The sequence below is a fragment of the Aquimarina aggregata genome (assembly GCF_001632745.1).
In the GTDB taxonomy this organism is placed as follows: Bacteria; Bacteroidota; Bacteroidia; order Flavobacteriales; family Flavobacteriaceae; genus Aquimarina; species Aquimarina aggregata.
Window position 1 is genome coordinate 287,686 of the sequence record NZ_LQRT01000001.1, and the last position, 12,679, is coordinate 300,364.

Below are 12,679 nucleotides of genomic sequence, written 5' to 3' on the forward strand. Positions count from 1 at the left end.
TTATTTCTTTTTGGTAGTGGTTTTCTTTTTAGCAGTAGTTTTCTTTTTAGTTGTTTTTTTCTTAGGAGCATTTTTCTCGATAATACCCTTTACTTCTTCAAGTGTTAATTTTGTAGCGTCAACTGTTTTAGGTAATTCTATTTTTGTTTTACCCTTTATAACATTACTTCTACCCCATCTTGCTTTTTCTACACGAATACCTTCTTCTTCCCAGTTATGAATAACTTTATCAATTTCTTTTTGTTTCTTATCTTCAATTAAAGTAATTATATCGTTATCTGAAAGGTTATCAAAATCATACTTCTTGTTTACATTAATAAACATATTATTCCATTTGATAAAAGGACCAAACCTACCTGTTCCTTTTTGAACCGGAAGATCTTCATACGTATATATAGGAGCATCAGCTTTTTCTTTAGCATCGATCAACTCAATAGCTCTATCCAATGAAGTATTTAGCGGATCTTCGCCTTTATCAAGAGAAACAAACTTTGCTCCGAATTTAACATAAGGACCAAAACGACCATTATTCACAACTATAGTTTCTCCTTTATACTCACCTAATTCTTTGGGCAACTGAAACAAATCCATCGCCTCTTCAAATGTAATACCTCCTAATGTAAGACCTGGTGGCAAGCTTGCAAATTTTGGCTTATCTTCATCTTCTGCCGTACCTATCTGTACCATAGGACCAAATTTACCTAAACGTACACTTACCGGTTTGCCTGACGCAGGGTCTTCTCCTAAAATACGCTCCCCTACTTCTCGTTCTGCATTTTGCGCAACATCTTCTACTCGCGGATGAAACTCGTCATAAAATTCTTTCATGACATTTGTCCAGTCTTCCTGACCATCTGCTATACCATCAAAATCCTGTTCTACTTTTGCTGTAAAATTATAATCCAAAATACCAGCAAAGTGATTTACAAGAAAATCATTAACCACCATCCCAACATCAGTCGGAATAAGTTTACCTTTATCGCTACCTACTTTTTCTGATAGGTTTTTTTCGTTCACTGCATCTCCAGAGAGTACCATTTGAATATAATCTCTTTGCTCACCTTCTTTAGCTCCTTTTTCTACATAATTTCTATTCTGGATGGTAGAAATCGTTGGTGCATACGTAGATGGTCTTCCTATACCAAGCTCCTCTAATTTTTTAACCAGTGCTGCTTCTGTATATCTACTTGGAGGACGAGTAAATCGCTCTGTAGCCGAAATATATTTATTATAAAGAACTTCTTGAACTTTCATTGCAGGAAGAATACCTTGTTGTTCTTCATCCTCATCATCATTACCTTCTAAATACACCTTTAGAAATCCTTCAAATTTGATCACTTCTCCATTTGCAGTAAATTGCTCAGTATGATTATTTGATGCTATTCTTACATTTGTTCTCTCAAGCTTAGCATCACTCATTTGCGAAGCAATTGCTCTTTTCCAAATCAACTCATACAGTCGTTGTTGATCATAATCCACCTGAACACTATGCCTAGAAAAATCGGTTGGTCTTATTGCTTCGTGAGCTTCTTGCGCCCCCTTAGACTTACCTTTATATTGTCTTGGATTACTATATTCATTTCCATAAGCAGAATCTATCTCTGCTTTTGCTCCTTTTTGAGCTTCATCAGAAAGATTAACGCTATCAGTTCTCATATATGTAATCAAACCTGCCTCATACAATCGTTGAGCCATAGTCATGGTCTTACTTACTGAAAAGTATAATTTTCTTGAAGCTTCCTGCTGCAATGTTGATGTTGTAAAAGGTGGTGCAGGTGATTTTTTTGCAGGCTTAGTAGTAAGATCTGCTACGTTAAAAGAAGCCCCTATATTTTTATCTAAAAAAGATTTAGCTTCTTCTTTAGTCTTGAAATTCTTAGGCAATTTTGCTTTAAAAGACTTACCAGCTTCATTAGAAAATTCTGCATCGATTCTATAAGAACCTTCTGGTTTAAAATTTAAAATATCACGTTCTCTCTCAACAATTAAACGTACAGAAACAGACTGCACTCTTCCTGCAGACAATCCTCCTTTTACTTTACGCCATAACACGGGAGACAACTCATACCCTACTAGTCTATCTAAAACACGTCTAGCCTGTTGCGCATTAACCAAATTATAATCTATCGATCTTGGGTTTTCAATAGCCTTTAGTATTGCTTTTTTGGTTATCTCATGAAAAACAATTCTTCTTGTTCTCTTTTCATCTAGCTTAAGGGTTTCTGCCAAATGCCATGCAATGGCCTCTCCTTCTCGATCCTCATCACTAGCTAGCCATACCATCTCGGCTTTCTTAGAAAGATCTTTTAGTTTTTTTACTACTTCTTTTTTGTCTTTTGAGACAATATATTTAGGTTTAAAACCTCCATCAACATCAACACCCAACTCCTTAGAAGGTAAGTCTGCAATATGCCCAAAACTGGACGCTACCTTAAACTCTTTTCCAAGAAATTTCTCTATTGTTTTAGCCTTAGCTGGTGACTCTACAATCACTAAATTCTTAGCCATAGTCCTTTAATTTCTGACCACAAAAGTATATCAATTTTTTGATATCAAGATTCATTATCAAAAAATTAGTTTAAAAAAAACCTGCCGATCAGCAGGTTCTTTAATTTTTATTTTACAAATAACGTCTGTTCCCCCTCAGGCTCACCATGTTCAAAACCAACTGTATCTTTATACACATAATATGATACGACATAAGAGAAAAACATTGTGAAAATAATTCCAACATAACATGCTATAACCCCAAGTGCTGACAACATTCCTGAAATAAATATCAACCCAAAAAGAACAAGCCAATATTTATTTCCCAATTTAAAAGCTGCCTTAATAATATCTCCAACACTCATCTCTTGATTGAAAATAAAAATAGGGATAACTAACTGAAACGGTACCATCACATAAAATATTGGAAAGTAACATGCCAAGGTAGCTAACAATGCTATTCCCATAGTCGCTAGAGAAATCAGTATAATTTTTCCGAAATGTTGTTTTGCAATTGTAAAGTACCCTCCTATATCATCATTCGTATTTAAATCTATTTTTTTTAACGCTTTTAAAAAATGCCCATAAACAGAAAAGTTTAAAACCTGGAGCAGAAAAGACATTATAAATATGACTAAAACCCAAATCACAATCATTACAGGTGAAATATCTTCAAAAAATGATGGTTGATAATACGGGTCTCCTGCATTTTGAATCATTTCTATATAACCAGGTAAAACAGGAACATATACAATCAATAAAAAAGGAATCATTATTACCAGACTAATCAAACTATGTGTTACTCCCATAGAAAAAGTTTTTTTGTACAATTCAAAACTTTTAGATAGTACCTCTCCAAAATCTGGTTTTTTAGAGTTTTCAATTTTATTAAAAATAGGATGCTCCATTGCTAATGATTTTTTAGTTAGAACACAAATGTATATTTTTTTCAAAAAAACCCATGACACTTTGTCATAAATCGTATTAAAAATTATCTTTGCACACTATTTGACCTTAATTGGTAAGGAATTATTTTTATGGAGAAGATCATTGACGAAAGCATACAAGGGCAATCACTTGACCTTGAACAAAAAAAGGAAAATCAACGAAAGCTTTTTATCGAAAGCTATGGTTGCCAAATGAATTTTAGTGATAGCGAAATTGTTGCTTCAATTTTAGCCAAAGAAGGATTCAACACTACTCAAAACCTAGAAGATGCGGATTTGGTTTTAGTAAACACATGCTCTATTCGTGAGAAAGCAGAACTAACCGTTCGAAAACGGTTAGAGAAGTACAATGCTGTTAAAAGAACAAATCCAAAGATGAAAGTCGGCGTACTAGGATGCATGGCTGAACGTTTAAAAAGCAAGTTTCTAGAAGAAGAAAAAATAGTTGATCTGGTTGTTGGTCCAGATGCATATAAAGACCTACCTAATTTAATTGAAGAAGTTGACGCAGGTCGTAATGCCGTAAATGTAGTTCTTTCTAAAGAAGAAACTTATGGAGACATCGCTCCTGTTCGTTTACAAAGTAACGGTGTATCTGCCTTTGTATCCATTACTAGAGGGTGTGACAACATGTGCACATTCTGTGTTGTACCTTTTACCAGAGGAAGAGAGCGTAGTAGAGAACCACAAAGCATTTTAAAAGAAATCGACGAACTAGTAGCTCAAAATTTTAAAGAAATCACTTTACTTGGACAAAATGTTGATAGCTATTTATGGTATGGTGGAGGACTAAAGAAAGATTTTGTAAAAGCTTCTGATTTTCAAAAAGCAACTGCTGTAGATTTTGCAAAGCTACTAGATATGACTGCACAACGTCATCCAAAACTCAGGATTCGTTTTTCGACGTCTAATCCACAGGACATGACCCTAGACGTTATAGAGGTAATGGCAAAACACAAAAATATTTGTAAACACATTCATCTTCCGATACAAAGCGGTAGTGATCGTATTTTAAAAGAGATGAATCGTTTACATACTCGAGAGGAGTACATTAAATTAATCGATAATATCAAAAAAATAATCCCTGATTGTGCTATAACTCAAGATATGATTATTGGTTTTCCAACAGAAACAGAAGAAGACCATCAGGATACATTATCATTACTAGAACATGTTAAATATGAACATGGATATATGTACGCCTATTCAGAAAGACCTGGTACTTTGGCAGAACGCAAATTAGAAGATGATGTCCCTGAAGATGTAAAAAAACGAAGACTGGCAGAGGTTATTGCAGTACAGAGAAAGCATTGTGCTTATAGACATGAAAGCTATATCGGAAAAACTTATGAAGTTTTAATTGAGAAAGAATCCAAAAAATCTGATCAACATTGGAGCGGAAGAACAACTACAAACATTGTAGCCATTTTTCCAAAAGGAGAACACAAAATTGGTGATTTTGTAATGGTACGAATAGATGATTGTACTAGTGCAACTTTATTAGGTGAAGCAGTAGGTATATCTCAAAATAATTAAACTTTACTTAAGACTAAAAGAAATCGAATAAAAAACATAAGATGGAATCAATTCAAGCCATAAAACAACGATTTGGGATCATAGGAAATGACCCTAAACTAAATCGTGCGGTAGAAAAAGCCATCCAGGTAGCTCCTACAGATATTTCAGTTTTAGTTACTGGAGAAAGTGGTGTCGGTAAAGAAAGTATTCCAAAAATTATACACTCTCTATCTCATCGTAAGCACGGAAAATACATAGCGGTAAACTGTGGTGCTATACCCGAAGGAACCATAGATAGTGAGCTTTTTGGACATGAAAAAGGAGCTTTTACAGGAGCAACACAAACACGAAATGGTTATTTTGAAGTTGCCGATGGGGGAACCATATTTTTAGATGAAGTAGGAGAACTTCCACTAACCACTCAAGTGCGTTTATTAAGGGTTCTGGAAAATGGCGAATTTATAAAAGTCGGATCTTCAAAAGTTCAAAAAACAGATGTTCGAATTGTAGCTGCAACAAATGTAAACATGTTCGAAGCTATAAAAAAAGAGAAATTTAGAGAAGATTTATACTACCGTCTTAGTACTGTTGAAATTTTACTACCGCCTCTTAGAGATCGAAAAGAAGACATTCATTTATTATTTAGGAAATTTGCCTCTGATTTTGCAACCAAATACAAAATGCCTACCATTCGCTTAGCAGATGATGCTGTTGGATTACTAGAGAAGTATCATTGGAGTGGTAATATCAGACAATTACGCAACATCGCAGAACAAATATCAGTCCTTGAACAAAACAGATTAATTTCAGCCATCACGCTACGTAGTTATCTACCAAACATAGGTAGCAATTTACCAGCAGTAATTTCTTCTGACAAAAAAGAGAGTGACTTTAGTAACGAAAGAGAAATATTGTACAAAGTTCTTTTTGATATGAAAAGCGATCTTAATGATCTCAAAAAATTAACAATGGAGTTAATGGAAAGCGGCAATAATCAACAAGTACAAAAAGATAATGAGAGCTTGATACAAAAAATATATAGAGAAGAGGAACAAGATATTAGATTTGAAGATACGACTGCCCCTACAGCAGAAGTACTACAAATACCACCTCCAACTATTCAAGAAACCGAAGAAGATAAGTATCATTTTGCAGAAGAAATTCAAGAAGAAGAAACCTTATCGCTTCATGACAAAGAACTAGAGTTAATTAAAAAATCATTGGATAGACATAGAGGAAAACGCAAAGCCGCTGCCGAAGAGTTAGGTATAAGCGAACGCACCTTGTATAGAAAAATCAAGCAATATGATTTATAATAAACTATAAATTAAATATGTCACACAAAAGCACCAGTAATTTAATGAAAAAAATAAAATACACCATAGTAGCAATAGTTGGATTAATACTACTTCAAGGATGTGGTGCATATTCCTTTAGTGGGATTTCAATAGGTCCTGAAACCAAAACTTTTCAGGTGAATTTCTTTCAAAATCAATCTCCAAGAATTTTTCCGGGAGCAGATCAAACATTCACTAATCAATTACAAGATTTAATCCTTAATCAAACCAATCTTGATCTTGTTACTTCTAGTGGAGACATTATTTACGAAGGAGAAATAGTGCAAGATTATGTTTCTCCTAATACAGCAACCTCTCAAATTACTGCCGCTCAAAACCGATTAACAATAGCAGTAAATATGCGATTTTATGACGCCAAAGATTCTAAACAAGATTTAGAACAACGTTTTTCGTTTTTCTTTGATTACCCTGCCGCTGCATCTGAAAATGCAATACGAGATGAGGCGCTACAAGTTATTTTTGAACGTATCACTCAAGACATTTTTAATGCCACGTTAGCCAGATGGTAAATACGATGAAGTACACAAAAAACAAATAAATCAATATAGTTTGAACACTAAAGAACTCACATATTTATTAAAAAACCCTGCTCAACTTAGCAAAGAACAGGCTTATTCTCTTGAAAAAATCTCTCGTGAGTTTCCCTATTTTCAATCTATAAAACCGCTGTTACTAAAAACATTAAAAGACAACGAAAGTTTTAGATACAATCAAGAACTAAAGACTACAGCAGCATATACAATAGACAGAACAGTTCTATTTGACTTTATAACCTCTGATCTTTTCAAAAAAAATAACGATCAAAATGTTACCCCAAAGAAAACCAAATCAGACATAGATGTTGTAGATCCAACAGAAGTCAAGGTATTACAAAGAATGGCTATGGATGATGCCGTTAGAATGAAAATAAAAGAAGCTGAAGATGTTTTAGACCCTGCTTTATTTGCTGCCAGAAATGAAGAAAGTCTTTTAAACCAAATTTCTAAAACAGAAGAAATAGCATCAGAAGCAAATGAAGAAAAAAAGAGCAAACAAGAAAGCAAAACCACCGAGCAAATATTAGGGATAAACAAACCTCTTGATTTTGACAAAAAAGAGACACATTCTTTTGCCGAATGGCTAAAGCTAAGCTCTTTAAATCCTATAGCCCCTGAACCTAAAAATTCTGAAACAGAAAAAAAAGAAGACAAGAAACTGTTAGATCAAAAAGATAAATTTGATTTAATCGATGAGTTTATTGCTAGCAACCCTAAGATCAAACCTGCAATAAAAAATGCACCTACACGCAATTTAGCTAAGCAAAACGTCGTTCCTACAGATGAATTAATGACCGAAACTTTGGCTAGGGTTTATCTTGCTCAAAAAAATTACAAAAAAGCAATTCAAGCTTATAATATATTAATTTTGAAAAATCCCGAAAAAAGTGGTTTCTTTGCAGACCAAATTCGCGCAATAAAAAAATTACAAGAAAATAAATAACAATATATAATGACAACGTTTTCAATCTTTTTAATATTAATCGTTATCGTATCTTTTCTACTAATAGTAGTAATCATGGTACAGAACCCTAAAGGTGGAGGTTTATCTTCTTCTTTTGGAGGAGGAGGAACACAACAACTAGGAGGTGTTAAAAAAACAACAGACTTTTTAGATAAAAGTACCTGGACTTTAGCCACACTTTTACTAGTGCTTATCTTATTATCTAATATAGATTTGATGGGTGGAAATAGTATCCAAGAATCAAAGGTAAATACTGACAATGTTCAAATAGAAACTCCTGTTACTCCGGATGCTCCTGCTGCGGATGATGACAGTAACGAATAGTATTTTTCGAAAAAACAACAATATAAATGTCGACTTGTCATACAGTCGACATTTTTTTATTTCAATTTGTCAGTATACTGTTACTGGCATAATTTCTGAAATAAACGCTTCAAACATTTCATTTAAAATTTAAAAAATAAACTAGTCACAATGGGAGTAAATATTAAACCTCTTTCAGATCGTGTGGTTGTAGAACCACTTCCTGCTGAAACACAAACGGCTTCTGGATTATTCATTCCTGATTCTGCTCAGGAAAAACAACAAAAAGGTAAAGTAGCAGCTGTAGGTGCTGGTAAAAAAGACCACGAAATGACCGTTCAGGTTGGTGATACTGTTCTTTATGGTAAATATTCTGGTACAGAATTAAAATTAGATGGAAAAGACTATTTAATCATGCGCGAGGACGATATTCTTGCAATAGTTTAATCGGTAATCACAAAAATCAAATTACAAATTCCATCTTTTTCTTCGACAACTCAAGAAATCAAGTTTTGGAATTTAATTTTTTAAAGTTTAAAAAAATAAATTATGGCAAAAGATATAAAATTTGACATAGAAGCACGTGACGGTATAAAACGTGGTGTGGATGCATTAGCCAATGCAGTAAAAGTAACTCTAGGACCAAAAGGACGTAATGTAATTATCAGTAAATCTTTTGGCGCTCCTACTGTAACTAAAGATGGAGTTTCTGTAGCAAAAGAAGTTGAGCTTGAAGATGCTCTTGAAAACATGGGAGCTCAAATGGTAAAAGAAGTAGCTTCAAAAACCAATGACCTTGCTGGTGATGGTACGACTACTGCAACCGTATTGGCCCAAGCAATTGTAAAAGAAGGACTTAAAAACGTAGCAGCTGGTGCCAACCCAATGGATCTTAAACGTGGGATTGACAAAGCTGTAGAAGCTATTACTGCTGATCTTGCAAAACAAACTAAAGAAGTTGGTGATTCTTCTGATAAAATTAAACAAGTAGCTGCTATTTCGGCTAATAATGATGAAACTATCGGTGACCTTATCGCTCAAGCTTTTGGCAAAGTAGGTAAAGAAGGTGTAATCACTGTCGAAGAAGCAAAAGGTACTGATACTACTGTGGACATCGTAGAAGGTATGCAATTTGACAGAGGATACCTTTCACCTTATTTCGTTACAAATAGCGAAAAAATGACTGCTGATCTTGAGACTCCATACATCTTATTGTATGATAAGAAAATTTCTGCTATGAAAGATTTGTTACCAGTGCTTGAGCCTGTTGCTCAAACTGGGAAACCTCTTTTAATCATTGCAGAAGATGTAGACGGAGAAGCATTAGCTACACTTGTAGTTAACAAATTACGTGGCGCATTAAAAATAGCTGCTGTTAAAGCTCCTGGTTTTGGCGACAGACGTAAAGCTATGTTAGAGGATATCGCTATTCTAACTGGAGGTACTGTGATTTCTGAAGAGCGTGGGTTCACATTAGAAAACACTACTATTGAGCACTTAGGTACCGCAGAAAAAGTAGCTATTGACAAAGACAATACTACTGTAGTAAACGGTTCTGGTGCAGAAGATTTAATCAAAAACAGAGTAAATCAGATCAAAGCTCAAATAGAAACTACTACTTCTGATTACGACAAAGAAAAACTACAAGAGCGTCTTGCTAAATTAGCAGGAGGTGTAGCCGTGCTATATGTAGGTGCTGCTTCTGAAGTAGAAATGAAAGAAAAGAAAGATCGTGTAGATGATGCATTACACGCTACTCGTGCCGCAGTAGAAGAAGGAATTGTTGCCGGTGGTGGTGTTGCTTTAGTAAGAGCTAAATCCGTACTAGGTGACGTGAAAACTGAAAATGCAGACGAAGCAACAGGTGTACAAATTGTAAACCGTGCAATTGAAGCTCCATTAAGAACTATAGTTGAAAACGCAGGTGGAGAAGGATCTGTAGTTATTGCCAAAGTACTTGAAGGAAAAGCTGATTTTGGTTATGACGCTAAATCAGAAGCATATGTTGACATGCTTAAAGCAGGGATTATTGATCCTAAAAAAGTAACACGTATTGCTTTAGAAAATGCAGCATCTGTATCAGGAATGATCCTTACAACAGAATGTTCATTAACAGACATCAAAGAAGAAGCTCCTGCTGCAGGAGGTGGTATGCCACCAATGGGCGGAGGAATGCCTGGTATGATGTAATCAGCAATGAATCGAAATAAGGTTTTAATTCTTATTTACAAATAACAATAAAAACCCATCTTGGTAACTTCAAGATGGGTTTTATTTTGTTATGACTTTATGGTTGAAATTTATAAATCCCAAGAATCTTTTCTTGCATACCAGTCCACCTCTACACTAACTTTAAAACAAATAATCTTTAATACCTTAGAACTTATGAAGAAAAGCATTTTAAATTTAGAAGGCGTGAAAATAATTAAAAAAAAAGCGCAACGCCAAGTTAATGGTGGATCAGGTTGCAATTGTGGTAGCCATGAAACATCGCCTGGATCGTGCCTTTGTCACACGAGTGTATAATAGTAAAGTATTGTGTATGTGATGTAAAAAACATTACATACACAATGTTTCTTTTTTAAAACTACTTTTACGAATATTTCTTTACAATTTCCTGAACTAAAGCGGCAGTTTTCTTATGTTTTTTCTTGACCAACAATCGTTTTGGCGGTGCAATTCTTACTTCACAATCCATTATCCAACATAATCCATATCTAACTCTCTATAATTTTATTTGAATTTTTAAAAGACAAGGCAACACTTTTCCACCAATTTAAGGTACTACTGCATCAATAAAATTCATAAATTAAATAACACTAAATCCAAGTTTCTGGTTTCTTTTAAAAGATCAAAAACTCTATACTAAACATCCTCATCAAGGTCGAATAAATAACTCATAACAATTACACCCTTCCTCTGTTTGCCACTAATACCTTTCAAAAACTTGATTACAACGTATTTACCTACAACTTAAACTAGGATAAAAAATCTTGTTCAACCTCCTAAAAAGCAATACCCCTTAAAAGATTAGTTGTAATTCCTCTGGATTTTATTCTACGCAAAGTTCTTTTTAAGTTTTAATAAACAATGCATTCCTCTAACTTTATTTTAGAGCGATAAATTATTAGAATAAGAACCATGAAAAAATTCAAATACTCATACAATTCAATGTGAAATATTTCAGAAAAAAGTTAACCTTATAAAAAAAAAACGATTTTTCTCGAAATTTAGGATAGGGTAAATCTAAAATGAAGTGTTCTACAATTAACAATCAATTTAATATATCACATAAATTCAAAATGTATGAAAAACGATTTTTTAAAAGGAATTCTGTTAATTGCTATCTCACTATCATTAACATATTGCTCCAAAGATAGTTCAACAGAGGCAATACCTGAAACACAAAACACACAACAAAATCCTAAAGTCTACCGAAACTGTGGCACCTCAGAACACATGGCAAAGGCTATTGCCAAAAATCCCAAATACAAAAACACAAAAAATGCTATTGAAAAGCAAGTTAAACAGTATGAAACAGACCTAGAAAATGGCGCAAAACAAAGAAACATTACATTCACTATCCCAGTAGTTGTTCATGTAATTTACAAAGACAAGAAAGACAATATTAGTAAAGAACAAATACAATCGCAGATTGACGTACTTAATCAAGATTTTAGTAAAAAAAATACTGATGCTGGTCAAGTGCCTAAGTCTTTTTCTTCTTTGGTTGCTGATGCTGGAATACAATTTAAATTAGATAAAGTTAACCGAGTATCAACCAAAGTGGATAGATGGAATGGAGATGATATGAAATCATCTAAAAAAGGTGGAGCAGATGCTATTGACCCTAAAACTAAATTAAATATTTGGGTATGTAAAATAGCTCTCGATCGTGGTCAAGAAATTTTAGGTTTTGCATATTTTCCGGGTACTGTAAACTCAAAAATTGACGGTGCTGTAATCCAACCACAATTTTTTGGAACTACAGGTACGGTAAGCGCACCGTTTAACAAAGGAAGGACAGGAACTCATGAGATCGGGCACTGGCTAAATCTAGAACATATGTGGGGTCCTGACGCAACGAATAATCAAAAGCAATGCGATCTTGACGACGCTGTTGCTGACACACCCAATACTGGTGGACCCAATTTTGGATGTCCAACATTCCCCACAAAAAGTTGCAAAACCACAGACATGACTATGAATTATATGGATTATGTGGATGATAAATGCATGTACATGTTTTCAAAAGGCCAGAGTAGCAGAATGCGATCTACACTTGTCAAAGGTGGAGCAAGAGTAAGTTATGTCTCTAAATAAAAACCTTTATACCATTACATAAGTAAATAGTATTTAAAAAAAGAGGGCGCCTGAAGAGTATTAACCTTCTCAGTCCATCACATTGCGCTAAGTCAAAATGCATTAATTCCCGATTAGTATATACTGCGGCTTTGAAACACACTCAGGGCGATAAAAACGATAGAGAAATAAACTTTTCAGCCTTCCTCTTTTAAGCAAAATGATCCCGCCTTTCTATTATGAACAGTTTTTTTGAAAATATAG

At 34.2% G+C, this 12,679-nt stretch carries 10 protein-coding genes; 8 read left to right on the forward strand and 2 right to left on the reverse strand.

The annotated features are described in order from the left end of the window. Both topA and AWE51_RS01185 read right to left on the reverse strand, forming a co-directional pair. Positions 1–2,508 carry a type I DNA topoisomerase gene (gene topA / locus AWE51_RS01180; RefSeq protein ID WP_066308275.1) on the reverse strand — a complete coding sequence of 836 codons (2,508 nt, stop codon included), beginning with the start codon at positions 2,506–2,508 and terminating at the stop codon, positions 1–3. Between the two features lie 107 nt (positions 2,509–2,615). After that, positions 2,616–3,395 (reverse strand): hypothetical protein, encoded by a 780-nt coding sequence (locus AWE51_RS01185; protein WP_066308278.1) that lies wholly within the window; start codon positions 3,393–3,395, stop codon positions 2,616–2,618. 129 nt (positions 3,396–3,524) lie between these two features. On the opposite strand from AWE51_RS01185, the gene miaB reads away from it, so the two are divergent. The 8 genes from miaB (at position 3,525) to AWE51_RS01225 (ending at position 12,436) form a co-directional block, all read left to right on the forward strand. After that, complete coding sequence (gene miaB, locus AWE51_RS01190; RefSeq protein ID WP_066308281.1) at positions 3,525–4,970, forward strand: tRNA (N6-isopentenyl adenosine(37)-C2)-methylthiotransferase MiaB; 1,446 nt, start codon at positions 3,525–3,527, stop codon at positions 4,968–4,970. A gap of 41 nt (positions 4,971–5,011) precedes the next feature. After that, on the forward strand, positions 5,012–6,268 hold the full coding sequence (locus AWE51_RS01195; RefSeq protein WP_066308284.1) for a sigma-54 interaction domain-containing protein: 1,257 nt from the start codon (positions 5,012–5,014) through the stop codon (positions 6,266–6,268). A 44-nt stretch (positions 6,269–6,312) separates the two neighbouring features. After that, the gene (locus AWE51_RS01200) at positions 6,313–6,819 is read left to right on the forward strand and encodes an LptE family protein (RefSeq protein ID WP_066308288.1); all 507 of its coding nucleotides are present in this window, start codon (positions 6,313–6,315) and stop codon (positions 6,817–6,819) included. Positions 6,820–6,859: 40 nt separating this feature from the next. After that, entirely contained in the window at positions 6,860–7,789 is a 930-nt protein-coding gene (locus AWE51_RS01205; RefSeq protein ID WP_066308291.1) for a hypothetical protein, read from the forward strand. A 9-nt stretch (positions 7,790–7,798) separates the two neighbouring features. Next, positions 7,799–8,134 (forward strand): preprotein translocase subunit SecG, encoded by a 336-nt coding sequence (secG, locus tag AWE51_RS01210; RefSeq protein ID WP_066308293.1) that lies wholly within the window; start codon positions 7,799–7,801, stop codon positions 8,132–8,134. A gap of 150 nt (positions 8,135–8,284) precedes the next feature. Continuing rightward, entirely contained in the window at positions 8,285–8,560 is a 276-nt protein-coding gene (locus tag AWE51_RS01215; protein WP_066308295.1) for a co-chaperone GroES, read from the forward strand. A gap of 102 nt (positions 8,561–8,662) precedes the next feature. Continuing rightward, positions 8,663–10,303: a chaperonin GroEL gene (groL, locus tag AWE51_RS01220; protein ID WP_066308298.1), complete on the forward strand. Its 1,641-nt coding sequence runs from the start codon at positions 8,663–8,665 to the stop codon at positions 10,301–10,303. A gap of 1,116 nt (positions 10,304–11,419) precedes the next feature. Next, complete coding sequence (locus AWE51_RS01225; protein WP_066308301.1) at positions 11,420–12,436, forward strand: zinc metalloprotease; 1,017 nt, start codon at positions 11,420–11,422, stop codon at positions 12,434–12,436. The last annotated feature ends 243 nt before the right edge of the window (positions 12,437–12,679 follow it).

Bases quoted from the DNA above. Each gene is read 5' to 3' on its own strand.
- topA (WP_066308275.1), bottom strand. From the start codon at position 2,508: ATGGCTAAGAATTTAGTGATTGTAGAGTCACCAGCTAAGGCTAAAACA.
- AWE51_RS01185 (WP_066308278.1), bottom strand. From the start codon at position 3,395: ATGGAGCATCCTATTTTTAATAAAATTGAAAACTCTAAAAAACCAGAT.
- miaB (WP_066308281.1), top strand. From the start codon at position 3,525: ATGGAGAAGATCATTGACGAAAGCATACAAGGGCAATCACTTGACCTT.
- AWE51_RS01195 (WP_066308284.1), top strand. From the start codon at position 5,012: ATGGAATCAATTCAAGCCATAAAACAACGATTTGGGATCATAGGAAAT.
- AWE51_RS01200 (WP_066308288.1), top strand. From the start codon at position 6,313: ATGAAAAAAATAAAATACACCATAGTAGCAATAGTTGGATTAATACTA.
- secG (WP_066308293.1), top strand. From the start codon at position 7,799: ATGACAACGTTTTCAATCTTTTTAATATTAATCGTTATCGTATCTTTT.
- AWE51_RS01215 (WP_066308295.1), top strand. From the start codon at position 8,285: ATGGGAGTAAATATTAAACCTCTTTCAGATCGTGTGGTTGTAGAACCA.
- groL (WP_066308298.1), top strand. From the start codon at position 8,663: ATGGCAAAAGATATAAAATTTGACATAGAAGCACGTGACGGTATAAAA.
- AWE51_RS01225 (WP_066308301.1), top strand. From the start codon at position 11,420: ATGAAAAACGATTTTTTAAAAGGAATTCTGTTAATTGCTATCTCACTA.